Origin of the sequence: Streptomyces sp. NPDC001941 (assembly GCF_040296945.1) — a bacterium.
Classification (GTDB): Bacteria; Actinomycetota; Actinomycetes; order Streptomycetales; family Streptomycetaceae; genus Streptomyces.
Genome location: NZ_JBEOYE010000109.1, coordinates 1 through 22,705, shown reverse-complemented (window position 1 = coordinate 22,705; position 22,705 = coordinate 1). Strand labels below are relative to the sequence as shown.

The 22,705-nt window shown below is 73.4% G+C and carries 24 protein-coding genes; 8 read left to right on the top strand and 16 right to left on the bottom strand.

Annotation, left to right across the window (positions count from 1 at the left end; all coding sequences use genetic code 11):
• Positions 1-195: 195 nt before the first annotated feature.
• Both ABT160_RS40410 and ABT160_RS40405 read left to right on the top strand, forming a co-directional pair.
• Positions 196-834: a GNAT family N-acetyltransferase gene (locus tag ABT160_RS40410; RefSeq protein WP_351653735.1), complete on the top strand. Its 639-nt coding sequence runs from the start codon at positions 196-198 to the stop codon at positions 832-834.
• Between the two features lie 67 nt (positions 835-901).
• Positions 902-1,468 (top strand): hypothetical protein, encoded by a 567-nt coding sequence (locus ABT160_RS40405; protein ID WP_351653733.1) that lies wholly within the window; start codon positions 902-904, stop codon positions 1,466-1,468.
• 1 nt (position 1,469) lies between these two features.
• On the opposite strand, the gene ABT160_RS40400 is transcribed toward ABT160_RS40405, so the two are convergent.
• Both ABT160_RS40400 and ABT160_RS40395 read right to left on the bottom strand, forming a co-directional pair.
• A complete protein-coding gene (locus ABT160_RS40400) occupies positions 1,470-2,336 on the bottom strand; it encodes a carboxymuconolactone decarboxylase family protein (RefSeq protein ID WP_351653731.1) in 867 nt (288 codons plus the stop codon).
• 149 nt (positions 2,337-2,485) lie between these two features.
• The gene (locus tag ABT160_RS40395; protein ID WP_351653730.1) at positions 2,486-3,523 is read right to left on the bottom strand and encodes an oxygenase MpaB family protein; all 1,038 of its coding nucleotides are present in this window, start codon (positions 3,521-3,523) and stop codon (positions 2,486-2,488) included.
• A gap of 114 nt (positions 3,524-3,637) precedes the next feature.
• On the opposite strand from ABT160_RS40395, the gene ABT160_RS40390 reads away from it, so the two are divergent.
• Together ABT160_RS40390 and ABT160_RS40385 are read left to right on the top strand one after the other, a co-directional pair.
• A complete protein-coding gene (locus ABT160_RS40390) occupies positions 3,638-4,306 on the top strand; it encodes a TetR/AcrR family transcriptional regulator (RefSeq protein ID WP_351653728.1) in 669 nt (222 codons plus the stop codon).
• 123 nt (positions 4,307-4,429) lie between these two features.
• Positions 4,430-4,909 carry a hypothetical protein gene (locus tag ABT160_RS40385; RefSeq protein WP_351653726.1) on the top strand — a complete coding sequence of 160 codons (480 nt, stop codon included), beginning with the start codon at positions 4,430-4,432 and terminating at the stop codon, positions 4,907-4,909.
• A 108-nt stretch (positions 4,910-5,017) separates the two neighbouring features.
• Here ABT160_RS40385 and ABT160_RS40380 read toward each other — a convergent pair whose 3' ends face one another.
• The 8 genes from ABT160_RS40380 to ABT160_RS40345 form a co-directional block, all read right to left on the bottom strand.
• Positions 5,018-6,229, bottom strand: a complete 1,212-nt coding sequence (locus ABT160_RS40380) for an FAD-dependent monooxygenase (RefSeq protein WP_351653724.1) — start codon at positions 6,227-6,229, stop codon at positions 5,018-5,020.
• A 159-nt stretch (positions 6,230-6,388) separates the two neighbouring features.
• On the bottom strand, positions 6,389-7,579 hold the full coding sequence (locus ABT160_RS40375) for an oxygenase MpaB family protein (RefSeq protein WP_351653722.1): 1,191 nt from the start codon (positions 7,577-7,579) through the stop codon (positions 6,389-6,391).
• Positions 7,576-8,214, bottom strand: a complete 639-nt coding sequence (locus ABT160_RS40370) for a TetR/AcrR family transcriptional regulator (RefSeq protein ID WP_351653720.1) — start codon at positions 8,212-8,214, stop codon at positions 7,576-7,578. The genes ABT160_RS40375 and ABT160_RS40370 overlap by 4 nt, the downstream gene beginning before the upstream one ends.
• A 174-nt stretch (positions 8,215-8,388) precedes the next feature.
• Entirely contained in the window at positions 8,389-9,660 is a 1,272-nt protein-coding gene (locus ABT160_RS40365; RefSeq protein WP_351653718.1) for an ABC transporter substrate-binding protein, read from the bottom strand.
• A complete protein-coding gene (locus tag ABT160_RS40360) occupies positions 9,657-10,760 on the bottom strand; it encodes a branched-chain amino acid ABC transporter permease (protein ID WP_502984389.1) in 1,104 nt (367 codons plus the stop codon). Before ABT160_RS40360 ends, ABT160_RS40365 begins: the two co-directional genes overlap by 4 nt.
• The gene (locus ABT160_RS40355) at positions 10,753-11,643 is read right to left on the bottom strand and encodes a branched-chain amino acid ABC transporter permease (protein WP_351653716.1); all 891 of its coding nucleotides are present in this window, start codon (positions 11,641-11,643) and stop codon (positions 10,753-10,755) included. The genes ABT160_RS40360 and ABT160_RS40355 overlap by 8 nt, the downstream gene beginning before the upstream one ends.
• On the bottom strand, positions 11,640-12,467 hold the full coding sequence (locus tag ABT160_RS40350) for an ABC transporter ATP-binding protein (protein ID WP_351653714.1): 828 nt from the start codon (positions 12,465-12,467) through the stop codon (positions 11,640-11,642). Before ABT160_RS40350 ends, ABT160_RS40355 begins: the two co-directional genes overlap by 4 nt.
• Positions 12,464-13,282 (bottom strand): ABC transporter ATP-binding protein, encoded by an 819-nt coding sequence (locus tag ABT160_RS40345; protein WP_351653712.1) that lies wholly within the window; start codon positions 13,280-13,282, stop codon positions 12,464-12,466. Before ABT160_RS40345 ends, ABT160_RS40350 begins: the two co-directional genes overlap by 4 nt.
• A gap of 182 nt (positions 13,283-13,464) precedes the next feature.
• Between ABT160_RS40345 and ABT160_RS40340 the strand changes: the two genes are divergently transcribed.
• On the top strand, positions 13,465-14,703 hold the full coding sequence (locus ABT160_RS40340; protein ID WP_351653710.1) for a PucR family transcriptional regulator: 1,239 nt from the start codon (positions 13,465-13,467) through the stop codon (positions 14,701-14,703).
• A 72-nt stretch (positions 14,704-14,775) separates the two neighbouring features.
• Here ABT160_RS40340 and ABT160_RS40335 read toward each other — a convergent pair whose 3' ends face one another.
• Positions 14,776-15,642, bottom strand: a complete 867-nt coding sequence (locus ABT160_RS40335; protein ID WP_351653708.1) for a glycoside hydrolase family 16 protein — start codon at positions 15,640-15,642, stop codon at positions 14,776-14,778.
• Between the two features lie 367 nt (positions 15,643-16,009).
• Positions 16,010-16,930 carry an LLM class F420-dependent oxidoreductase gene (locus tag ABT160_RS40330; RefSeq protein WP_351653706.1) on the bottom strand — a complete coding sequence of 307 codons (921 nt, stop codon included), beginning with the start codon at positions 16,928-16,930 and terminating at the stop codon, positions 16,010-16,012.
• Between the two features lie 222 nt (positions 16,931-17,152).
• Here ABT160_RS40330 and ABT160_RS40325 point away from each other — a divergent pair, with 222 nt between their 5' ends.
• Entirely contained in the window at positions 17,153-17,353 is a 201-nt protein-coding gene (locus tag ABT160_RS40325) for a hypothetical protein (RefSeq protein ID WP_351653705.1), read from the top strand.
• Positions 17,354-17,402: 49 nt separating this feature from the next.
• Here the strand turns inward: ABT160_RS40325 and ABT160_RS40320 are convergent, their stop codons facing one another.
• Both ABT160_RS40320 and ABT160_RS40315 read right to left on the bottom strand, forming a co-directional pair.
• Positions 17,403-18,218, bottom strand: a complete 816-nt coding sequence (locus ABT160_RS40320) for a GntR family transcriptional regulator (protein ID WP_351653703.1) — start codon at positions 18,216-18,218, stop codon at positions 17,403-17,405.
• Positions 18,219-18,370: 152 nt separating this feature from the next.
• The gene (locus tag ABT160_RS40315) at positions 18,371-19,075 is read right to left on the bottom strand and encodes a TetR/AcrR family transcriptional regulator C-terminal domain-containing protein (RefSeq protein WP_351653702.1); all 705 of its coding nucleotides are present in this window, start codon (positions 19,073-19,075) and stop codon (positions 18,371-18,373) included.
• Between the two features lie 64 nt (positions 19,076-19,139).
• On the opposite strand from ABT160_RS40315, the gene ABT160_RS40310 reads away from it, so the two are divergent.
• Both ABT160_RS40310 and ABT160_RS40305 read left to right on the top strand, forming a co-directional pair.
• Entirely contained in the window at positions 19,140-20,093 is a 954-nt protein-coding gene (locus tag ABT160_RS40310; RefSeq protein WP_351653700.1) for an ATP-binding cassette domain-containing protein, read from the top strand.
• Positions 20,090-20,866 (top strand): ABC transporter permease, encoded by a 777-nt coding sequence (locus tag ABT160_RS40305; RefSeq protein WP_351653698.1) that lies wholly within the window; start codon positions 20,090-20,092, stop codon positions 20,864-20,866. Before ABT160_RS40310 ends, ABT160_RS40305 begins: the two co-directional genes overlap by 4 nt.
• 4 nt (positions 20,867-20,870) lie before the next feature.
• Here the strand turns inward: ABT160_RS40305 and ABT160_RS40300 are convergent, their stop codons facing one another.
• Positions 20,871-21,677: a restriction endonuclease gene (locus tag ABT160_RS40300; RefSeq protein ID WP_351653696.1), complete on the bottom strand. Its 807-nt coding sequence runs from the start codon at positions 21,675-21,677 to the stop codon at positions 20,871-20,873.
• 217 nt (positions 21,678-21,894) lie between these two features.
• Complete coding sequence (locus ABT160_RS40295; protein WP_351653694.1) at positions 21,895-22,452, bottom strand: EF-hand domain-containing protein; 558 nt, start codon at positions 22,450-22,452, stop codon at positions 21,895-21,897.
• Between the last annotated feature and the right edge of the window lie 253 nt (positions 22,453-22,705).

Below are 22,705 nucleotides of genomic sequence, written 5' to 3'. Positions count from 1 at the left end.
GCACCTCGCCGTCCGTCGGTCGCGGGGGTGCGTCGCTCGTGGACGTTCAGCTTCGGGGACGGCCGCGCGCCCGGGCCATGTGCAGGTGCCCACCATGCGCGGCGGGCGGGTGGGCACCGGCACGTCCACATGGGTGCGTAATATCTGATCACGTTGGTTGTCTCTTACGAATGCCGTACGGACAGGGGGAGTTCGATGCTCGCGGACACGGTCGGGGCGTGGGTCGGCGGCTGGGCGGCTTCGCGGGAGCACCCGCGCCCGCTGGGCCGGCCCTGGGGCTGGTACGTGGAGGTGGGGCGTCCGGCGATGACGGCGCGCCACGTGGTCGGCAGGCCGGCGCGGGAGGCCGCCCTGGAGGCGGTCGCGGCCGCCTCGGGGCCGTACGTGGTGGTCACGGTCCCCGGGGAGCCGGACGAGGTGGCCGGGTGGTTGCCCGGCGACTGGCGGGTGAACCCGGAGCAGTGCTTCCACCTGATGACGGTGGACCTGGACCCGGGACGTCCGCGGACGCCCGAGGGGTACCGCCTGGGGATCGAGGTCGCGGGCGAGGTGGTGCGCGCGCTGGTCACCGGTCCCCGGGGTCAGGAAGCGGCGCGCGGACAGATGGCGGTGCACGCCGGGGTGGCGGTGTTCGACCAGGTCATCACCGAACCCGAGCACCGCAGAAGGGGGTTGGGGGTCCTGATGATGCGGGCTCTGGCCGACCACGCGGTGGGTACGGGCGCCCGCACCGGGGCCCTGGGGGCGACCGACGAGGGGCGGGCGTTGTACGAGTCGCTGGGCTGGAAGCGGGGGTGCGCGCTGGTGAACTGCGTACGGCGGGCTGCGGCATGAGGGGTCCATGTGGCTCAACAGGCGCCCCGGGGAAGGGGGTTGGCGCCCTCTCGGCTAGCCTCGCCGCATGCCCCTCACCCTTGATCAGATCACCGGCTACGCCGAGTGGGAACTGGACGCCGACGTGGCGCGCTGGTTCCCGGACGAGCCGCGCTCCGGCGTCCCCGCCTCGACCCGGCCCGTCGAGCCCTTCCTGGCGAGGCTGCCGCCCGACGCCGCGTCGGCGCTCGCCGCCTACGACCGCCGGGCCAGGGCCGGGACCCTGCCCGCCTGCCTGGACGTGCACGACTGGTCGTACGCCTTCGACTTCGCGGGCAACGACTGCCGGATCCTCGACTCCGACCAGGAGACGGAGTTGTCGGACGACGACGTCTTCTCCGTCGGGGCGGACGGCGGCGGCAACTACTACGTCGTCCTGACCAGCGGCCGGGTCGCGGTGTGGTTCCACGAGGAGGAGACGATCGAGGAGGGCACCCAGTTCGACGGCCTCGACGTGTTCCTGTGGTCCGTGGTGCGCTTCCACGCCGTGCGCAAGGGAGTCCTCGCACTCGCCGAGGTGGAGGAGGACTTCAAGGCACTGGGCCAGCCCGGGGTGCTCGCCCCCGGACTCGGCCTGCTGTCCCTGCTGACCTGAGTCACTGCGCGGTCGCGCCACCGGCTGGGCCCGCGTCGCGCTCGCCTCGTGCGTCGCGCTCGGCGAACACCTCCCGGGCCGCCGCCACTCCGTTGAGGGCCGCCGGGAAGCCCGCGTACCCGGCGAGGTGCGTCATCAGCTCCACGACCTCCTCGCGGGTGCCGCCCAGGTCGAGGAAGGCGTGCAGGTGCACGCGCAACTGAGGTCCCGCGGTGCCCAGCGTGGTGCAGGCCGCGACGGTGACGAGGGAGCGGGTCCGCAGGTCGAGCGACGGGCGCGCGTAGACGTCACCGAAGGCGAACTCGACGATGTGGCGGGCGAGTTCCGGCGAGGTCTCGGCGACCGCGGCGACGGTCGCCTCCCCCAGCGGGCCGACCACCTCGCGCAGGGTCGCCAGGCCCCGGGCGTGGCGCTCCCGCGCGGTCTCCTCCGGCTCCTGCGGCCGGGGCCCGCCCTCCTCGGGGCGCCAGCCGAGGTCCGGGCGCGCCTCGAACGCCTGGCGGGCGACCGCCAGGCCGTTGAGGGCCGCGGGGAACCCCGCGTACACGCTCATGTGCACGATCGTCTCCACCACCTGGGCGGCGCCCACCCCGACGTTGAGCGCGCCGTCGATGTGGAAGCGCAGTTGCGGGGCGGCGTGGCCCAGGGCGGTGAGCGCGGCGACGTTCACGATCTGGCGCTGGGGCAGGGTGAGGCCGGGGCGGGTGTAGATGTCGCCGTACCCGAACTCGATGGTGAGCCGCGCCAGGTCCGGGGCGATGCCCGCGAGCGAGTTCAGCAGGGCGGGGCCCTGCGGCCCGGCGATCTCGGCCAGTACGGCGCTGCCCCGTGCGAAGCGGTCGGTGGATCCGGTGGGGCGCTCGGGCATGGTGACCAGCTTTCGTACGGGCCGTGCGGCTGGGCCGGGGCGGGGCGTCTCGTGACGAGGGAAAGCCTGGTCACCCTATCTCCGTGCGGCCCCGAAGTCGCACGGTGCTCCGCCCCGTCCCACGCCCGCCCCCGCCACGCCCCGGCCGCTCACGCCAGCGGCCCGAGCACCTCCTGCGACTCGATCAGCCCCTGCTCGCTGGGACGCTTCTTCTCCCCGTGCACCCGCTCCGCCTGCCGCGCCCGGAACTCCAGGTGGGCCTCGGCCGGCTTGGCGTAGCCGTAGCGGGCCCGCGCCTGCGCGGGCGTCAGGACCTCCTTCGTACGCGGCGGCACGCCGAGCCGGACCGGGGCGATCACCGAGGCGGTCGACGGCGAGAGGCGCTCCAGGAGGGCCAGTTCGACCTGCGGGCTGAGGTGGGCGAGGGCGAACCCCGCCTTCATGACGGGCACGATCAGCGCGTCGACCAGCCGGGACTGGCGCAGGCCCGCCATCTCGCGCATCCAGCGCGGCATGGTGGCGAGGGTGGCGGCCCGTATCGCGCGGGCGGCGACCAGTGCGCCGGGCCGCATCCAGAACGGCATGGGCGGCAGTACCAGCTCGGTGCGGAGCAGATGGCGCATGGCCTGCCGGGCGATCGGGCTCGCCGAGAGGTGCGGGCGCATCCGGGCGAAGTACGCGCGCACGCCCTCGCGGGTGCGGGGCACGTCGTCGGGCGAGCAGGTCTGGAACTCGGCGGCCACGGCGCAGGCCTCCCAGTAGGCGCGCTCCTCGCGCTCGCTGAGCTTGCCGGGCCCGTACTTCTCGTACGCGTACAGCACCGAGTGCCAGCCGGTGAGCTGGATCCACAGCTGCGAGTCGGGGTCGTTGGCGTCGTAGGTGCCACCGCCGTAGGGGAGTTCACCGATCGCCTTGGAGTGCACCTTGACCAGGACGTCGGCCGCCTTGCAGACCTCGCGCGTGCCCGCGAAGGCGACCATCGCGAAGTAGCGGACGGTGCGGTCGTAGCGGGTCCGCGCGCGCTGGTAGATGCCCTGCGTGCCGTGCACGGCCGCCACCAGCGGCGGGTCGAGCTCCTCGACGACGACGGAGCGCTGGAAACCGACGGTCGGCGCCGTCGGGTAGCCCCATACCTTCCACACCACGGAGTCCGGCCCGAAGAAGCCGTAGTCCTCGTGCGGTCGCACCTCACCGCGCCCCTTGCCCGCCATCCGGCCACTCCCCACTCTCCCGCGGCCTTCGCCGCCACCAATACGACACCTGCGTCTTAAATTAAGACAGGGATGTCGTAAACTGCCAAGGTGTCCGCGACGACTTCTTCCACGCCCTCCCCCGACCCGGCCGGGGGCCGGCCGCGCAAGCGCCGCCCCTACGCCCCGCGGCTCCCCCTGGCCGAGCGCCGCGAGCAGCTGCTCGACGCCGCGCTGGCCGTGATCGTGGCCGAGGGCTACGCCGGGGTGACCATCGACGCGGTCGCCCGGCGGGCCGGTGTCGCGCGCTCGGTGGTGTACGGCGCGTACGACGGTCTGGAGGCGCTGCTCGGCGCACTCCTGGACCGCCAGCAGGCCCGCGCCTTCACCCGGCTCCTGGACACCCTGGACGGCGCCGGGGCCCCGGCCGACCCGGCCGACTTCGCCGCCGGGGCCGTGCTCCGGATGTCGGCGATGCTCCGGGAGGACCCGGACACCTGGCGGCTGATCCTGCTCACCTCGGACGCCACGCCGGCCGCCGTGCGCGAGCGCGTGGAGGCGGACCGCGAGCGGTTCCGCGGCTACGTGGAGCGGGCGGTCACCCGGCTCTCGGCGGACCGCGCGGACGAACGGTTCGACGCGCGCGTGCTGGCCCACGCGCTCACCGCGGCGGCCGAGCACTTCGCGCGGCTCGCCCTGGGCGGGGACGACGCGTTCACCCCCGAGCGGCTGGCCGCGCAGGCCCGCGCCCTCGTCCGGGCGCTCTGGCCGCCGTCCTGACCACCGGGCGGAGGAAAGGATCCTGAAGACACGGCCCAGGTCCGCACCGGCGCGGCCGTGCCGGACGGAGAGCGTGATTCCGCTGGTGCGTTTCAGGCCAGGTCGAACGGCAATACGAACGCCATGACTGCAGAGAGTGAAGCCAGCAAGAACGCCAACAGCACCGCGGACAAGGCCGGTTCGGGCGCCAAGGCGGCCGGGACCGCCGGGCGGCAGGCCGCGAAGCGCACCGCCTCCCCCGCGAAGAAGACGGTGAAGGCGGTCGGCGACGCCAAGGCAGCCTCGACCGCTTCGGCCGCTAAGGCCAAGGAGTCGGCGCAGGCGGCCGGGAGCGCCGTGCAGTCGGCGGGCGACGCGGGCAAGCGCGTCGGCCAGGCGGCCGCGGCCGGTCTGCAGACCGGGCAGAAGGCCGTGCTCGACACGGCGAGCCGGGCGATGTCCTCCGCGGGCACCGCCTGGACCGTCATCAAGCACCGCAAGGCCATCGCGGCGGGCGCCGCCGCGGGCGTGATCGGCCTGGCGGGCGGCGCCTTCGCCCTGGGCCGCCAGACGGCCAAGCCGCACCTGGGTCCGCTGACGCGGATGACGGGCGGCAGGCTCTGACGTGCCACCCGGCGCCGGAGCGTGCCCGGCCCCCGGCAGAAGGGCCCCGTCCTCGCGGACGGGGCCCTTCGCCGTGTGTCACGCCGGACGGGATCGTGAAGACACGATCTAGGCTCCGGGGCTCGGCATCGGGTACCCCGGCAGCGTCATCGTGTCGGCCGGGGAGGCGGGCATCGGTCCCGACGCGAGTGCCGCCACGCGCGAGGCGAGTGGCGTGCCCATGGCCCGTACGACGCCCCGGAACAGGCTCCGCTCCGCGCGCGAGCGCGGGTGCACCAGCCGCGGGGCGCCCGGCATGAGCTTCTGGGCGCGGGTGACGAACGGGCGCATCAGGCGTTCGTACCGGGCGAAGGCGGCGGCCGGGTCCGCCCCGCCGGTGAGCTCGCCCGCCAGGACGTAGGCCCCGGTGAGGGCCAGGGTGGTGCTCATGCCGCTGATCGGCGAGGCACAGAAGGCCGCGTCGCCGAGGAGCGCCACGCGGCCCCTGCTCCAGGTGGGCAGCTTGGCCTGGCCGATCGCCTCGAAGTAGAGGGCGTCGTCCTCCAGCGCGTCGAGGACGCGCGGGGTCTGCCAGCCGAGGTCGCCGAAGGTGCGCCGCAGGACGTTCACGATCCCGTCGCGGCCCACGAGTTCGAGGCCGCGCACGTCGGTGACGAGGCTCAGGAAGGCCTGGGTGGTGCCCAGGTTGTCGGGGCGCAGGGACACCGTGCGTCCCCGGTCCCCGGTGAAGATCCGCCAGTTGCTGTTGTCGTACGCGGTGCGCGGGATCCTGGCGTACGCGATGTACAGGCCGAGTTCGCGCACGGGCGCCTCGGGCAGCACCAGGGAGCGGGTGTGCGAGCGCAGGCCCTCGGCGAGGACGACGGCGTCGAAGCGGCGCCCCGCGCCCTTGGCGAACTCCACGTCGACCCCGGTCCCGTCGTCGTGCAGGGCGGTGATCTGGTCGCCGAAGACGTACGCGGCACGGTCGCTCGACTGGTCGTGCAGGACCTTGGAGAGCTGGCCGCGCAGGACCTCGAGTTCGGCGGTGCTGCCGCCGGAGTCGCTCGTACCGGCCGGGAAGTAGGCGATCGTCCCGCCGCGCTCGTCGACGAACTCGGTCCCGCTCTCCCCGGTGTGCGCCGACCGCACCAGCTCCTCCAGGCCCATGCGCCGCAGGACGTCCCGCCCGACGCCGCGCACGTCGATGTTCTGGCCCTCCTCGCGCAGCCGGGGGAAGCGTTCCACGACGGTGACGTCCCAGCCCGACGCCCCGAGCCAGGAGGCCAGCGCCGGGCCTGCGATGCTGGCCCCGGAGATCAGAATGCTGCGCTCGCTCAACGGACACACCCCTAACCGCGGTTGGTGACGTAGCCCTGGCAGCCTAGGCACGCCGTGCCGCACATTTCGGGAGCCGGGGCCGGGAAAGGCCGAAACCCGGCGATGGGTGCGGATCGTACGCGGGCGTGCCGGACCGCCACGGGTCCGGCACGGCACGGGTCAGTCGGCCCCCGAGGTGGCGCCCCGCTCGAAGGCGGTGGGTTCGGCCGCCTCGGCCAGGAACTGCCGTACCTCCTGGAGGTTCCCGGCGTGCCGGGTCCGCCACGCGGCCGGATCGGCCCGGTACCGCTCGCGGCGCCGCCGCAGCGTCGCCGTGGTGGCGGCCAGGAGCAGGCCGGCGACCGGCCGGGCGGGCACGCCGAGGTCCTGGCAGACGGCGTCCCCGTGGGTGCGGCGGGTGATGGCGTCGAGGAACGGCCGCGAGAGGTACGGCGGGACGTGCAGCAGCTCCCTGAGCTCGTCGCTGACGGCGCGCAGCGTCGCGTCGGTGAGCACCGCCGCCTCGGGCGGCAGCGGGCCCGTCACCGCCTGGAGCACGTCGTCGAGGCGGCGGGCCGCGGTGTTGTCCGCGATGCCCTCGATGAGCCTGCTGTCGATGCCGAGGAGGTGGCCGACGTACCACCAGTAGCGGTACAGCGAGGCGGTCTCGCGCCGGGAGAGCCCCTGGCCCAGCGCCTCCTCGGTGGTGAAGGCCGTCAGGGTGAAGTCCATCCAGGTGCGGGCCAGGTCCACTTGGTTGACGGGAGTGCCGAACGCCTCGGCGTCGTAACCCCGTTCGAGGGCGTGTCTGCGCATGTGGGCGTGGAGCATGCGGACTTCGAGGGTGGCCACGTAGCCGGGCGCGCCCCTGCGCAGGGACCCGGGGAGCATGGCCTTCAGGAGCCACCGGCCCGTCTCCTGGATGCGGCGGCCCGCGTCGTCGACGAAGCGGCCGCTGGCGGCGAGCACGGTGGCGATGGACGGGGACTCGTAGACCCGCACCAGCGATCCGGCGCTCAGCGAGACGATGTGGACCGAGGCCGGGGAGGAGAAGTACGCCGAGGAGCCGGTGTCGAGCAGGTCGTCGTCGACGTAGGCCGGGACGCTCTGCGCGGCCGCGAGCAGGGCGGACAACGCCGGCGGCGCGTCCTCCAGGGCCTCCAGGCCCTCGCGCACGCCACGGGCGAAGAGGGCGCGGGCCCTGCGCATCCCGAGCGCGTGCATCTCCTCGGCCGCCGCGTCGGCCAGCGGGTCCCCGGTGGTGAGCGCCCAGTGGAGCAGGTCGGTGCGGGCGGCCCCGAACTGGGCGAGCACGGTGGCGCGTCCGGCGCGCCGGGTGGGCCAGGCCGTGGTGGTTCCGGAGAGGTTCACGGGTCTACTCCCTCGCTCGTCTCGTCGTGCTCCGGTGCGGTGGACGTGTTCCGGTGCCGGGCGACGGACTCGACGACGCCGAACGTCACCAGCAGGACGTCGAGGTCGTCGCGCAGTCGCGCGGAGTCGCGCTCGGGCCCGCGGGCCACTTCGGCGAGCAGGATGCCAAGGAAGCTGCGGACCAGGGTGGCGGCGCGGTGCGGCGGGCCGACGAAGGGCTGGAAGACCTCCGCGATGGCGGCCACCAACGCGTCGCAGTGCGGGCGCAGTTCGGGTCGGTGCGCCGCGGCGAGGAAGAGCCGCAGGGTGCCGTCCGGGGCGATCGCGTCACCGTCGGGGGGCCGGGACGCGAAGGCGACCGCGGCGTCGACGAGTTCGGTCCGCCCGGCGAGCACGTCCTGCGCGTAGGCCCGCAGGTCGCCGACCGTGCGCCGGGTGATCTCCTCGAAGGTGGCGGCGAACAGGTCGCCCACGGTGCGGAAGTGGTACGTCGTCGAGGCCAGGGAGACCCCGGCCCGTTCGGCGACGCGCCGCTGGGTGACGGCGCGGTCCCCCTCGGCCATCAGGATGCCGATGGAGGACTGGATGAGGGCGGAGCGCGTGCGCGCACCGCTGGCGAGACGCTGGTCGACCATGAATCTGTACCATAGTACGGATTGTTGGCGGGAGCGCCTGTCGTGCACTATCTGATGCGTCGTCAATTCACTTCGAGATACGCCGAATTGATGGATACGGCGAGCATGGCGACGCCCCGTCGCGCGCAGGGCGCGACGGGGCGTGCGGACGGCTCCGGGGGCCAGTACCCGGCGTCAGTTCACGGCCGGCGTGAAGCCCTTGGCCTCGTCGGAGACCGCGAGCTGGTTCACCGTACGCATGCCGCCGGGCACCGACTTGTCCGGCTGGAGGATGGCCGACTCCTTCGAGGACGGGGACTTGGGGTCGCTGAAGTCGTGCTTGCCGAAGCCCGCGTCGTACGCGTTCAGGCCGAGCAGCGCCTTGTCGATGCCCGCGCGGCTCAGGTCCTTGGCCGCACACGCCTTCTTCAGCGCCTCGCCGAAGACGCCCGCGGCCGTCCAGCCCGCGACGATGCCGTTGTCGAGGCTGTCCTTGGGGTAGGCGGCCTGGTAGTCGGCGACGAGCTTCTTGGCCGCCGGGATGTCCGCCCCGATGGGCAGGCTCGGCGAGGCGACCCAGTACATCTTCTCCAGCGCGGGTCCGGCCTGGGTGCCGAGCAGCTGCGGCGCGAAGGCGGAGTTGTTGCCGATGACCGGCACCTGGAACCTGGTGGCCGCGGCGACGCCGACGAGCGAGGCGGCCTGGCGGGGTCCCGTGCTCATCACGACGGCCTTGACCCCGGCCTGCTTGAGCGCGGCCACCTGCGCCGACATGTCGTTGTCCGTCGGCTTGATCTTCTGCTCGACGACCGTCAGACCGGCCTTCTGCGCGGCGTACTTGGAGCCGGCCAGCGCGTTCTCGCCGTAGTCGCCCTCGAAGTAGACGTGCCCGAGCTTGTCGCCGGACTTCAGCCCCTTCTGCTTGACCAGGAAGTCGACGGCGTTGATCGTCTCGATGTCGTACGTGGCACCGAGGACGCGGATGTACGGGGAGCCGAGCAGCGAGGCCGACCAGGCCTGCGGGAGCACCAGGCCCTTGTCCTGCCCGTCGACGCGCTGCTTGACGGCGGCGACGAACGGGGAGCCGATGAACTGCATGTACCCGGCGACCTTGGGTTCGAGCTCGGTGTAGGCCGACAGCGCCTTCTGCGGGTCGTACCCGTGGTCGCGCACGGTCAGTTCGAGCTGGCGTCCGCAGATCCCGCCGGCCGCGTTGACCTGCTTCACGTACAGCTGCTGGGCCTGGGTGACGCTCTTGCCGAGCGTCGCGTACACGCCGGTCATGTCGGTGAGGGCGCCGATGGTGATCTTCTTGTCGGTGACCCCCTTCCCGCCCTTCACCCCGCCCGCCCCGGCGCCGTCGTCGTCGCCCGACGTGGCCTTGGAGCTGCATCCGGCGGCGGTCAGTGCGACGAGTACGGCGAGTGCGACGGCCGTGGTCGTGGTGGTGTGGCGTCGGTGGTTCATCGTTCCTCCCCAGAGGTGTGCGCGGGTCGGTCGGTTCGCTTGGGCTTCCGGGCGGCCAGCCGGACCAGGCCTCCGGGCAGGAAGAGCACCGCCGCGACGACGGCGGCGCCGTAGAAGTAGCGGGCGGCCTCCCCCGGTGCGATCCCGCCCGTCCCGGGGGCGGAGACCAGCGGCAGCGAGTCGCTGTAGCGGGTGAGGACCTGCGGGAGCAGGGAGACGAAGGCGGCTCCGACCACCGCTCCGGCGACCGAGCCGAGACCGCCGATGACGATCATGGCCAGGTAGTCGAGGGAGAGCAGCATCCCGAAGTACTCGGGCACGGTGCGCTGGAAGACCAGGGCGAGGAGCACGCCCGCCAGGCCCGCGTACATCGAGGAGAGCACGAAGACGGCGGCGCGGTAGCGGGCCACCGGGATGCCCATCACCCCGGCGGCGACGCGGTGGTCGCGGATCGCGTTCATGGCCCGTCCGGGCCGGCCGCGCAGCACGCCCCGGGCGAACAGGGCCGCGCCGAGCAGGAGCACCAGGCCGAGGTACCAGAGCTTCTCGGCGGATCCGAACGGCACCTGGGCGACCAGGAGTTCGCTGTCGTCGAAGGTGATGCCGAACAGGGACAGCGGGGGCACGGCGCGGCCGTTGTAGCCGCCGGTGAGGTCGTGGGCGTTGAACAGCACGTGCTGCCCGATGAAGATCAGCGCGAGGGTGGCGATGCCGAGGTACGCGCCCTGGAGGCGGCCGGAGATGGGGCTGAACGCGCCCCCGGCCAGGCCCGCGAGGGCGACGGCGAGGACCGCGGCGAGCCAGCCGGGCAGCCCGAAGCCGGTGAGCTTGTCGCCGCCGTCCCCGGCGAACACGCAGTAGCCGTAGGCCCCGACGGCGAGGAAGAAGGCGTGCCCCATGGAGAGCTGGCCGGTCGCGCCGGTGAGCAGGTTGATGCCGATGGCGCCGATCGCGGCGGCCATGGCGAAGAGCCCGGCCTGGAGCCAGAAGCGGTCCAGGTAGAACGGCAGGGCCGCGACGACGAGCCCGGCGACCGCCCAGCCGTACACGCGCGGGCGGGCGAGCGCGGCGGGGCCGCCCCGGGAGAGGGTCTCAGACACGGGCGAGCTCCTTCGTGCCGAAGAGTCCGGCGGGGCGCACCAGGAGCACCGCGATCATCACCAGGTAGGGGGCGAGGTCGCCGATGCCACGCCCGAGGAACGTCAGGTCGCCCTGGTAGCCGGTGGCGAGGGACTCGGTGACGCCGACGAGCAGTCCGCCGACCAGGGCGCCGGTGGTGGAGTCGAGGCCGCCGAGGATGGCGGCGGGGAAGGCCTTCATGGCGGCGAGGGAGGTGGTGCGCTCCAGGCCGGGGGTGGGGAAGACGGTGAGGAACAGCGCGGCGACGGCGGCGAGCGCGCCGGCCACCGCCCAGGCGCCGAGCGACACCCGGCCGAGGCGGATGCCCATCAGGGCGGCGGTCTCCTGGTTCTCGGCGGCGGCGCGCATCGCCACGCCCCAGGAGGTGAACCGGAAGGCCAGCAGGAAGGCGGTGATCAGCAGGGCGGCGGCGACGAACGCGGCGATCCGGGTCTGGGCCAGGGCGACCGGACCGAAGGTGACGACGGCGTCGCCCCACGGGTCGCCGTTGGTCAGGATGTCGGTGCCGATGCGCCGGGTCAGCTCGGTGGCGAGCAGGATGTCGACACCGATGGTGACGATGGCCAGGACGCTGCTGTCCGAGCCCCGGTAGCGGCGCATCACCAGGAACTCGACGGCGGCCCCGACCAGCGCGGCGCCGCCGATGCCGACCAGCAGCGCGGGCCAGAAGCCGATGTCGTCGTGGAGGACGGCGGTGAAGTAGCCGCCCGCGAGCAGCAGGGAGGCGTGGGCGAAGTTGACGACCTCGGTGGCGCGGAAGATCACCACGAAACCGAGTGCGATGAGGGCGTAGATGGAGCCCAACGAGACTCCGTTGAGCAGGAGTTCGGCGAACGTGGTCACTCGGCGGTCTCCTCTCCGAGGTAGGCGCGGACGACCGCGGGGTCGTTCTGCACGTCGCCGGGGGCGCCGTCGGCGATGCGGCGGCCGAAGTCGAGCACGGTGACGGCGTCGGCGAGCCGCATCACCACGCCCATGTCGTGCTCGACGAGGACGACGGAGATGCCGAGGCTGTCGCGGACCCCGGCGATCACGGCGGCGGTCCGGCGGCGTTCGTCGGCGGTCATTCCGGCGACCGGTTCGTCAAGGAGCAGCAGCCGGGGTTCCATGCACAGCGCGCGGGCCAGTTCGGCGAGCTTCTGCTGTCCGTACGGGAGCGATCCGGCACGCTGGCCCAGCTGCTTCTCCAGGCCGACGAAGGCGGCGATCTCGCGGACCCGGGCGCGGTGGCGGGCGTCCTCGCGGGCGGCCGAGGGGAGCCGGAGCCCGGCGGCGACGAAGCCCGTCCGGGTGAGGCGGTGGCGCCCGAGCATCAGGCTGTCCTCGACCGTGGCGAGCGGCGGCAGGGCCAGGTTCTGGAAGATCCGGGCGACCCCGAGGCCGGCGATCTTGTGCGGGGGCAGCGCGGTGAGTTCCGCCGCCCCGAAGCGGACGCTGCCGGAGGTGGCGCGGTAGACGCCGGACAGCACGTTGAAGCAGGTGGACTTGCCGGCGCCGTTGGGGCCGATGACGGCGTGCACGGTGCCGGGGCGGACGGTGAAGGAGACCGCGTCCAGCGCGGTGAGCCCGGCGAAGCGCACGGTGACGTCCCGTACCTCCAGGGCGGGCACGTCGGCGTGGGGGGCCTTTTCGGCCGGTACGGGGACGCGGGCGTCGGGCGCGCTCATCCGGCGTCCTCCCAGCGGGCCAGCACCGGGTGGACGGCGGCGGCGCCCGCCCCGTCGGCGGCTGCTTCCTCGTCGACGACGCCCAGGTAGCGGCGGCGCACCTCGTCGGAGGCGGCCAGTTCGGCGGCCAGTCCCGACAGGGTGACCTCGCCGACCTCCAGTACGTACGCGGAGGTGGCCAGGCGCAGCGCGAGCGCGGCGTTCTGCTCCACCAGGAGCACCGACGTGCCCTGGGCGTTGATCTCGCGGACGGTGTCGGCGATGCGGGCGGCCATCAGCGGGGCGAGGCCGAGCGACGGCTCGTCCAGCAGCAGCAGCTTCGGCCCGGCCATCAGGGCGCGGCCGACGGCGAGCATCTGCTGTTCGCCGCCGGAGAGCAGCCCGGCGCGCTGCCCGGCGCGTTCGGCGAGCACGGGGAAGAGCTCGTGGACCCGTTTCAGGGCCGCTGCCCTGGCGGCACGGTCGCCGCGCCCGCCGAGCGCCCCGGCCCGCAGGTTGTCCTCCACCGTCATCCGGGCGAACACCTGCCGCCCTTCCGGTACCTGGCAGACCCCGGCGGCGACGACCCGGTCCGGGGTGAGGCCGCCGAGGGGCCGGCCGCCGAAGGAGACGGTGCCGGAGGTGACGGCTCCGCCGTGGAACGACAGCGTGCGCGAAACGGCCCTGAGCAGCGTGGACTTGCCCGCGCCGTTGCCGCCGAGGACGGTCACGACGGCACCCTCGGGCACCGTGAGCGACACCTTCCTCAGGGCGCGCACCGGTCCGTATCCCGCCGACAGGTCACTGACCTCGAGGGCGAGTCCGGTCCCTCCCATTCGTTCCCCTTCCGTGTGCCCGTTCGATGGCGCACACCCCAGCACCGCGCCCGAGGGCGCGTCCACGGAGTGCGGAGGAATCGCTGCCGGTGCCCAGCGGCCGACGGGCCCCGTTGTGCACGAGCACAACGCGGCGCGTGAAGGCCCTGCCGGGATCGCGTACGGAGTGGCATCCTCCGGGCATGGGACGGCGACGACCACGCACCAAGGACGACTGGCGGCTGCTGGCCGAGGCGTGCACGGAGCTTCTGGTCCAGCTCCCCGACCTGGTGGACGAGCACCTGAGGGAGCTGCACGAGTACGAGCCGGCGTACGGCCGGATCCTCCCCTACGACCAGCACTGGCACGAGGCGCACGAGGCGCTGCGCATCGGCATCGAGATGATCTCGGCGCCGCGCGACACGCCGCGCCGGGACCTGAAGCACGCCGACGAGGTGGGGCGGCGCAGGGCGGAGCAGGGCATGCCCCTGGAGCTGGTGGTGCACGCCTACCGGCACGGCGGGCACCTGGTGTGGGACGCCCTGGTCGAGAGCGCGTCGGCGAGCCCGCCCCGGCTGACCGCGCTGACGCACTCGGCGACCCTCGTGTGGTCGGCGATCGACGCGCAGGCCGACACCGTCTCGGAGTCGTACCGGACGACCGAGCTGGAGCTGCGCCAGCGCACCGACGAGCAGCTCCAGGCGCTCCTGGACGCGCTGCTGCACGGCGAGCACTCGCCGGAGCTGACGTCGCGCGCCGCCGCCGGGCTCGACCTGCCCGAGCACGGGCGGTACGCGGTGGTGGTGCTGCGGCACGACCGCCGCGAGGTCCCGGAGCCGTTCCACCGCCGTGTGCAGGGCACCGGGGTGCGGTTCGTGTGGCGGATGGGCGCGGACTGCGAGATCGGCGTGGTGTCGCTGGCGGAGGGCACGGGCCTGGACGCCCTGTCGGAGCTGCTGGAGGGCCGCTGCCCGGGACCGGGCGGGATCAGCCCGGTGGTGCACGGCCTGGCCGAGCTCGGGCGGGCCCGCAGGCTCGCCGAACTGGCCCTGCGCACCAGTCCCCCGGGCTCCCGCCGGGTGGTGCGCCTGGACCGCAGGATGGGCGGCGCCCTGGTGGTGGGCCAGCCGGAGCTGGCGGGGCTGCTGGTCGCGGACGTGCTGGGCGGCCTGCTCGAACTGGATCCGGGCGACCAGGCGATCCTGCTGGAGACGCTGGAGGTGTGGCTGGAGTGCGAGGGCTCGGCGGGACGCGCGGCGGCCCGGCTGTACTGCCACCGCAACACGGTCTTCAACCGGCTGCGCCGCCTGGAGCAGCTGACGGCCCGCTCGCTGTCGCGCCCCAGGGACCTGACGGAGATGACCCTGGCCCTGGACGCGTTCCGGCTGACGGCGGCGGGGCGGGGGCGCCCGGTGCCGCTGCGCCGGGACGTCGTGGCCTGACGACGGTCGCGCGGGGGCGGCGCGCACCGGGGTGGTCGTGCGCGCCGCCGCCGAGGGCCGGATGCGGGGCGGTCAGGCCGTGGACACCTTCACGTAGTCGACCACCATCTCCTGCGGGAACGTCGTGGAGCCGTCCGGGTCGCCGGGCCACGCCCCGCCGACGGCGAGGTTCAGGATCAGGAAGAACGGCTTGTCGAACACCCAGGGCTTGCCGCCGAGTTCGTCCCTGGTGAGGGTCCGGTAGGCGACGCCGTCCACCAGCCAGGTGACGCGTCCGGGCGCCCAGTCGACCGCGTACGTGTGGAAGCCGTCCGCGAACGGCTCTCCGCCGGGCAGCGAGTACGAGGAGGTGATGCCGCCCGCACCCGAGTAGCCGGGGCCGTGGACGGTGCCGTGCACGGTGCTCGGCTCCTTGCCGACGTTCTCCATGATGTCGATCTCGCCGCAGTCGGGCCACGGGACCCCGGGGAAGTCGGCGCCGAGCATCCAGAACGCGGGCCATATGCCCTGACCGCGCGGGATCTTGATGTTGGCCTCGACACGGCCGTACTGGGCCTGGAACTTGCCCAGGCTGTTGAGGCGGGCCGAGGTGTACTGGCACGTGCCGTACCAGCACGGGTAGTCGGCCGGGTTCTCGCGCCGGGCGGTGATGACGAGCTGCCCCTGGCCGTTGAGCCTGGCGTTGGAGTTTCCGGGCGTGTAGTACTCGCGCTCGTTGTTGCCGTAGCCGTGGCCGCCCGTCTCGTTCGTCCACAGCGCCGGGTCGGCCCCCGCGCCCTCGGGGCCGTCGAACGGCTCCCACAGGACGGTGGTCTCGCGCGGGGACGGCGCGTTGGCCTCGGCCGGGAGGGCGGTGAGGCCGACGGCGAGCGACAGGACGGCGGTCGCGGACAGGAGCAGGCGGCGTCCCGGCCGCCGGAGGGTGCGCGGGGAGTCCATGACTCTCCCTTCCATGGTGTGGGGGGCTTCCATGGGGTGGGGTTTCCATCGGGTGGGGCTGGAAGGAGTGCGTCGTGGCCCTGAACCGACGGTCGCGCACGTGGGGTTGGTGCGACGCGTCGTGATACTGGGGCCGCTTCGGAGTTAAGAGGTGAACGCAACAGCCGTCAAGGGGAGGGTGCGGACCTTTTCCCGCTTCGAGAGGTGAAGGACCTGTGCTCGTCAACACCCTTATCTATACGGCCCGTTGGGCTCATCTGTTCACTCCCGACCTATCCATACGGCCCGTTGGGCTCCTCCGCTCGCTCCCGGCTTGTCCGCAGGGCCCGTTGGGCTCTCCCACTCACTCCCGGCCGGCCCGTCGCCCTCAGGCCAGCGAGCCGAGCAGGTCCCAGGTGCGCAGGCGGTCGGCCTCGCCAGACAGGTCGGTGCCCGCGAACACGACCTCCGTGGCACCCGCGTCCCGGTAGCGCCGCACCTCGTCGGCCACCTTCTTCTCGTCGCCGATGACGGCGACGTCGGAGGCCCTGCGGCCGCCGGAGAGCTCGATGACGCGCGCGTAGGAGGGGATCTGCTCGTAGAAGGCCAGCCGCTCGCTCGCCCGCTCCCGCACCGCGTCGACGTCGTCCGTGACCACGCCGTGGACCAGCGCCACGACGCGGGGCGCGGGACGGCCGGCCGACTCCGCCGCGGCCGTGACGGCGGGCACGATGTGCTCCTCCAGGGCGCGCGGGCCTGCCAGGTAGGGCAGGATCCCGTCGGCCAGCTCGCCGCTGGCGCGCAGCGCCTGCGGCCCCATCGCCGCGACGAGCAGGGGTACGGGCTTCTCGGCGCCCGGCACGCGGGCCGGGATCGGGGTGGCGGCGGTGAGCAGTTGCCCACGGAAGTCCGCCGACCCGGTTTCGGTCAACTGCCGCAGTGCGGTGAGGAATTCACGCAGCCGGGCGACCGGCCGCTCGAAGGGGAGGCCGAAGCCGCCTTCGGTGAGGAGCTTGGTGCCCAGCGCCAGGCCCAGGTGGTAGCGGCCGTGGGTGGCGGCCTGCGCGGTCTGGGCCTGTCCGGAGACGGTCAGGGGGTGGCGGCCGAAGACGGGGACCGCGGAGGTGCCGACGTGCAGGGCGGGGATCTCGCGGCCGACGAGGGCGGCCAGTTGGGGGGAGTCCGCGCCGAAGGTCTGGCCGAACCACGCCGAGGTCAGCCCCGCCGCGGCGGCTTGCCGGGCCAGCTCCACACTGGCGTCGACCTGGTTCACGGCACTGGACGCGTCGAGCGCTACACCTAGAGTCATATCCAGGACAACTGCCGCTCTCCGCGAGGGAATTCCGGTGCGCGCATGACGGCTGCGTGTCGGTCGCGTGGCCCCGCGTTGCGCCGGGCTCCGTCCGCCCCCGGTGGCCGGAACCCACCGCACCCCCGCGCCGATGGTCACCGGACTTTCACAACTCTCCGCTACTGCTCTCGGCCCGGGCGGAAACCCGCACGAGTACCGCCGAGGGGAAGGGTCCGCATCGTGATCGTCATCGCCGTCCTGCTGCTGCCCGCACTGGGCCTGGTCTTGTTCGCCATGGACCACTGCGAGGACTGGATCGTACGCAAGGGGCCGGAGAAGCCCCGGCACGCGGCTCGCGCGCAGCACCTCCGCCTGGTCGACGGGGTCGACCGGCCGGGTGATTCCGCCGAGCCCGCGACGCGCCGCCTGGACGCCGCGTGAGGCGCCGCGCGGGGCGGGGAGCCGGGCCCGGTGCCGGGGCCGGGCGGGCTCAGCTGACCAGACAGGCGGCCGAGTTGACGGACTCCAGCGTGACCTCGGTCCAGGACAGCGGCGGCGTCACCTCGGTCAGCGAGAGCAGCCGCCCGTGCTGGTCGAAGTAGTGGCGGCGCAGGCTGAGGTGCGGCCAGTGGCGGCCGGTTCCGGTGGCGGGGCGGGTGACGGTGACGGTCTCCTTGAGGGTGCCGTGCAGCCCCGCCCGCTCACACCAGTGGGGTAGTTCCCGCAGGTCGGGGTTGGCGACGGGGAGCCTGCGCAGGTACTGCCGCAGTTCCGGCACGTGGGAGGTGGCGAGCCGGGTGAAGTAGGTGACCGCGTCGTGCTCGTCGCGGGTGAGCGAGTGGTTCTCGCTGTGCCGCAGGGTGAGGACGCGCTGCCCCGGGAGCACGCCGAGCTCGGCGGCGACCGAGGGGGCCACGGAGGCGCTGAACAGGCGGCCGCGCGCGGGCTGGGTTGCCCCCGCGAAGGGCGTGGCGGATTCCGTGGCGCCCGTGCGGCGGCCGTGCGGTCCGGTCGGCGGGCGGGCCGTGGTGCCCCTGCGGCCCGTCACGGCGAGACCCTCCTCCCGCAGCAGCTCCAAGGCGGCCCGGACGGTGGCGCGGGCCGCGCCGTACTGGCGGGCCAGGTCGCGTTCGGGCGGGAGCTTGCCGCCGGCGGGGATGCGACCTGCGGCGATGGACGCGGCAAGGTCGGCGGCGATGCGCTGGTAGGCGGGCGTGGGGCTGCTCTCGGGCGGGGCGGTGGGCATGACGACCTCGCAGTCCTTGCCGACTCGTGCGGTGCACGCGACCGATCTCGGATGATGCACCAATCTAGATTGGTCTAGTCCTCTGGGCAAGGCGGGTTCAGGATCCGGACGCGCCCGAGTTGGCATCAGCCACGCTGCCGCGGAACGGAGTTCACGGCGCCGGTCGCACCTCACGCATCACGCATCACGCATCACGCATCACGCATCACGCATCACGCGAAGGAGTCGATCACCCGCCGCAGCGTCCGCTCGAACATCTCGTCCGGGTCCGGCGGCGGGTCCGCGGTAGCGAAGACCTCCGCGAGGTGCGGGTACTCCCCCGTCGCCAGCGCCTTGCCCAGGTAGGCGGCGCGGACCTCCTGTTCGCGCTCGGGCGGCCAGGGCAGGCCCCGGCTCCGCTCGGAGACGGCGAGTTCGCTGGAGACCACGGTCATCACGGTGCCGTTGACGGACGCGAGCAACTCCATCTTGGCGCCGCCCGCGAGGTCGAGGTCCGCCAGGCAGGCGAGGCCGTGCTCCAGGAACCGCAGGGCGTTGGGCCCCTGGGCGTACCCCGTGGACATGACGCGGATCAGCCAGGGGTGGCGCCGCAGGATGCCCCGGGCCTGCCGGCCGAGGTCCAGCATGTCCGCGCGCCAGTCACCGCTGGGGCCGGTCAGGTCGTACTCCGCGCTGACGTGGTCGAGCATCAGCTCGTACAGGTCCTCCTTGCGCGGCACGTAGTTGTAGAGCGACATCGTCCCGCAGCCCAGCTGCCCGGCGACGCGGCGCATCGAGACGGCGTCGAGGCCGTCCGCGTCGGCGATGCCGACGGCGGCCGCCGCGATGTCCGTGCGCGTGTACGCGGGCGCGGGGCCCCTGCCCGCCCGCTCGGGGCGCGCCCAGATCACTTCGGGTTCGGCCGGTCGGCCCGCCATGGCTCATCACCTCGCCCACCATCGTAGTTACGTACAGCGTACGTAGTACGGTAGGGTCACCCACATGACAACTACGTACGCTGTACTTAGTGAAGGTCTGCAGAAGTCCTTCGGGCAGGTCAAGGCGTTGCGCGGGCTCGATCTCGCGGTACCGGAGGGCACGGTCTGCGGGGTGCTCGGCGCCAACGGGGCGGGAAAGACGACGGCCGTACGGGTGCTGACGACCCTGCTGCGACCCGACGGCGGCTCCGCGCGCGTCGCGGGGCACGACGTGCTGCGCGACCCCGCGTCCGTGCGCCGCCACATCGCGGTCACCGGGCAGTACGCCTCGGTGGACGGGGACCTGACGGGGGCGGAGAACCTGCGGCTCTTCGCCAGGCTGCTGCGCGTGCCGCGCGCCCGGGCCGACGAACTCCTGGAGCGGTTCGAGCTCGCCGACGCGGCCGACCGCCCCGCGCGCACCTACTCGGGCGGCATGCGGCGCAGGCTGGACCTGGCGGCGAGCCTGCTGGGCCACCCGGCGGTGCTGTTCCTGGACGAGCCGACGACCGGGCTCGACCCGCACAGCCGGGGCCGGATCTGGGACGCCGTGCGCGAACTGGCCGCCGGCGGGACGACCGTACTGCTCACGACCCAGTACCTGGAGGAGGCCGACCAGCTCGCCGACGACATCGTCCTCGTCGACGGGGGCCGCGCCGCGCACACCGGCTCCCCCGCCGAACTCAAGGCACTGATCGGCAGTTACGCACAGGTCGTCGTCGCCGACAGCGCGGGCCTGGCGCCCGCGGCGGCCGTGCTCGACCAGCTCACCGGGCGCGAACCGTCGTGGAACGCCGAAGAGTTGACGGTCGGGGCGGTCAGCTTCGACGCCACCCTCACCCTGCCGCGACTGGTGCGCGCGCTCGACGCCGCGGGCGTGCTCGTCGTCGACGCGTCCCTGCGCCCGCCCACCCTGGACCAGGTGTTCCTGAGCCTGACCGCCCGGAACGACCTGACCGGCAAGGGAGTCGCCGCGTGAACGGGATCCTGTACGACGGCGGGGCCGTCCTCGGCCGTCATCTGCGCCGGGTGCGCCACGCCCCGTCGATCCTGGTGCTCACCCAGACGATGCCGGTCGTCTTCCTGCTGTTCTTCGGGTACGTCCTCGGCAGCGCGCTGGCCATGCCCGGCCAGGAGTACCGGGCCTTCGTGGTGCCCGGGATGCTGGTGGCGACCGCGGCGAACGGGATCATGACGGGGATGTTCCAGGCCGCCCAGGACACCCACCGGGGCGTCACCGACCGCTTCAGGACGATGCCGGTCAGCCGGGCGGCCGTCCCGCTCGGCCAGGCACTCGCCGACCTGGCGACCACGGCCGTCGGCCTGGTCCCGCTGGTGCTGGTCGGGCTGGCCATGGGCTGGCGCGTCGAAGGGTCGGCGGCCGGTGCGCTCGGGGCCTTCGGGCTGCTGCTCCTCTTCCGGTTCGCGACCACCTGGATCGGGATCCTGCTCGGCCTGGCCTCGCGCAGCGAGGAGGCGGCCGGCCAGCTGGGCAGCGCGACCTTCATGCTGCCGCTGCTCTCCAACGCCTACCTGCCCACCGGGGGCCTGCCCGGCTGGCTGCGCACGGTGGCCGAGTGGAACCCGATCAGCGCGGTGGCGACCGCGGTGCGCGACCTCTTCGGCAACGCGCCGGTGCCCGTCGACGCCGCCTGGCCGGTGTCCCACCCCGTGGCGGGCGCCCTCGCCTGGTCGGCGGTGCTGATCGCGGTGTGCGCGCCGCTCGCCGTGCGGAAGTACGGACGGCTGTGACGCCTCACGCGGTGGCCGCGGGGTCCGGTGCAGGGAACTCGGTCTGCCGGACCTTCCAGGGCGCGGGACCCGTACCGTCGCCCCAGGCGCTCAGCGCGGCCAGGTCGTAGCAGAGGATGCCCGTCCGGTCCGCGTAGTCGAGCGCGGGCTCGGTGAACTCGCTGGTGGTGACCACCACGGCCAGCTGGGCGTCGTGGACGGTGTAGCAGGTCCCGCCGAAGCGCTGCAGGTCCTGCGAGCCGACCTTGTTGTCGGCGGCGTACCGCTTGCACTGCAGCACCACGCGGCGCCCGTCGGGAGCCGTGGCGACCACGTCGGCCCCCAAGTCGCCCGCACCGCCGACGACTTCGACGTCGCGACAGCCCTCGCGCTCACAGAGGTCGGCGACGGCGTCCTCGAAGTCGTAGGGGTCGAGGGCAGGCCAGTCGTACGACTCGTACGGCTCATACGGCTGGGGGTCGACCGGCTCGTACGGCGCGGACGTGGGATCGAGCACCACCGTCGGCTCCTCGCCGGTGGCGGGCCACCCCGCGGGGACCGGCGCCGCCGGGGCGTCCGGCACGTCGTGCTGGACGCGGCGCAGCCAGCGGCTGTGCAGGGCGGCGAGCGTGAAGAAGACGAAGGCCAGCGCGGCCAGCAGGGCGCCGAAGCGGTGGGTGTCGGCGCGCAGGGCGGAGCGGTACGTGAAGCCGACCCCGGCGACGACGAAGGCGAACGCCCCGAACCGGAAGGACAGCTCGCGCAGGTCGAAATCGGCCCGCTTCCGGCCCCCCAGCCGTGTGGCGGCTGGACGGCGCACTGGCACGGTCATGTACGGCAGCTCCTCCCCTGGGCCCGGGCCCGGTGGGGCACACCGCCCCGACCAAGATCACACCGTCCGTATGCCCCGCTGACGCGGCGCAAACGGGAGGGGTGCGCGGTGCCGTGCGAGGGCTACGAGGCCGAGGTGCTGGTGCACCTCGGCCTCGGCGGTTTCGGTTCGGGTCACGGCCCGGCCGGCCACCGGAGTGTCGGGGGTTCGCTTCGGTTCACGGCCCGGCGGCGCGCTGGCCCGGCAGGTGGCCGCACATGAGGTTGCCCGGCTCGGCGGGGTCGTCGCTCGTCCAGAACTGGGTCCAGAGCACCGCGAACTCGGCCCGGTCCAGATAGCCGTCACCGTCCTGGTCGAGCACGTCGAACACGTCCTCGGTCTCGGTGCGCCGCCCGTGCCAGGTGTCGATCAGCTCGCGGTGCTCCTCGCGCGAGATCCGGCCGTCGCCGTTCTCGTCCACCGCGTCGAAGACGGTGTCGGCGGTGGCGGTGACCGCGCCCGCCATCGCCGGGAGGCGGTCCACCATCGCCATCAACGCGTCCATGTCGATGCCGCCGTCGTCGCCGACGCCCGCGTTGGCGGCGAGGTGGTCCCACCAGCCGAGCATGACGCCCTCCACCCGGGCGGCCAGCTCCCCGCGCGCCCGCACGGCGGGCAGCCGCCCCCAACGCGCCGCGAGCGCCTGGAAGTCGGGCTTCTCCAGGTACCCGTTGCCGTCCGCGTCGAAGGCCTCGAACATCGCCTGGATCTTGCCCCGCTGGAACGTACTGGCCATGACCGGACCCCATTTCCGTACGTGCTGGCTCGCTCTGCACTCAGACTTTCCGCGAGCGGGACCCGGCCAACGGCGCACAGGCGCAGCGGGGACGTCGCGGTCGCCACCGTGCGACGCCCCCGTGCGCTGTGCGCCGTCTTGACCCAGCGCTCCTTGCTCTAGGGCGTGTCTGATGGCTCTTTGGCGAGGTCCCGGAGCCAGATGATGAGGGCTGCGGTGGCCAGGGTGCCGTGGAATATGTAGTCGCGTTTGT

What these genes read in the sequence shown, in the direction of transcription:
- ABT160_RS40385 (WP_351653726.1), top strand. Translation starts at nt 4,430, where the DNA reads ATGACTGCAGAGAGTGAAGCCAGCAAGAACGCCAACAGCACCGCGGAC.
- ABT160_RS40340 (WP_351653710.1), top strand. Translation starts at nt 13,465, where the DNA reads ATGGGACGGCGACGACCACGCACCAAGGACGACTGGCGGCTGCTGGCC.
- ABT160_RS40330 (WP_351653706.1), bottom strand. Translation starts at nt 16,930, where the DNA reads ATGACTCTAGGTGTAGCGCTCGACGCGTCCAGTGCCGTGAACCAGGTC.
- ABT160_RS40405 (WP_351653733.1), top strand. Translation starts at nt 902, where the DNA reads ATGCCCCTCACCCTTGATCAGATCACCGGCTACGCCGAGTGGGAACTG.
- ABT160_RS40315 (WP_351653702.1), bottom strand. Translation starts at nt 19,075, where the DNA reads ATGGCGGGCCGACCGGCCGAACCCGAAGTGATCTGGGCGCGCCCCGAG.
- ABT160_RS40350 (WP_351653714.1), bottom strand. Translation starts at nt 12,467, where the DNA reads ATGAGCGCGCCCGACGCCCGCGTCCCCGTACCGGCCGAAAAGGCCCCC.
- ABT160_RS40295 (WP_351653694.1), bottom strand. Translation starts at nt 22,452, where the DNA reads ATGGCCAGTACGTTCCAGCGGGGCAAGATCCAGGCGATGTTCGAGGCC.
- ABT160_RS40310 (WP_351653700.1), top strand. Translation starts at nt 19,140, where the DNA reads ATGACAACTACGTACGCTGTACTTAGTGAAGGTCTGCAGAAGTCCTTC.
- ABT160_RS40370 (WP_351653720.1), bottom strand. Translation starts at nt 8,214, where the DNA reads ATGGTCGACCAGCGTCTCGCCAGCGGTGCGCGCACGCGCTCCGCCCTC.
- ABT160_RS40300 (WP_351653696.1), bottom strand. Translation starts at nt 21,677, where the DNA reads ATGACCGTGCCAGTGCGCCGTCCAGCCGCCACACGGCTGGGGGGCCGG.
- ABT160_RS40365 (WP_351653718.1), bottom strand. Translation starts at nt 9,660, where the DNA reads ATGAACCACCGACGCCACACCACCACGACCACGGCCGTCGCACTCGCC.
- ABT160_RS40400 (WP_351653731.1), bottom strand. Translation starts at nt 2,336, where the DNA reads ATGCCCGAGCGCCCCACCGGATCCACCGACCGCTTCGCACGGGGCAGC.
- ABT160_RS40410 (WP_351653735.1), top strand. Translation starts at nt 196, where the DNA reads ATGCTCGCGGACACGGTCGGGGCGTGGGTCGGCGGCTGGGCGGCTTCG.
- ABT160_RS40335 (WP_351653708.1), bottom strand. Translation starts at nt 15,642, where the DNA reads ATGGACTCCCCGCGCACCCTCCGGCGGCCGGGACGCCGCCTGCTCCTG.
- ABT160_RS40345 (WP_351653712.1), bottom strand. Translation starts at nt 13,282, where the DNA reads ATGGGAGGGACCGGACTCGCCCTCGAGGTCAGTGACCTGTCGGCGGGA.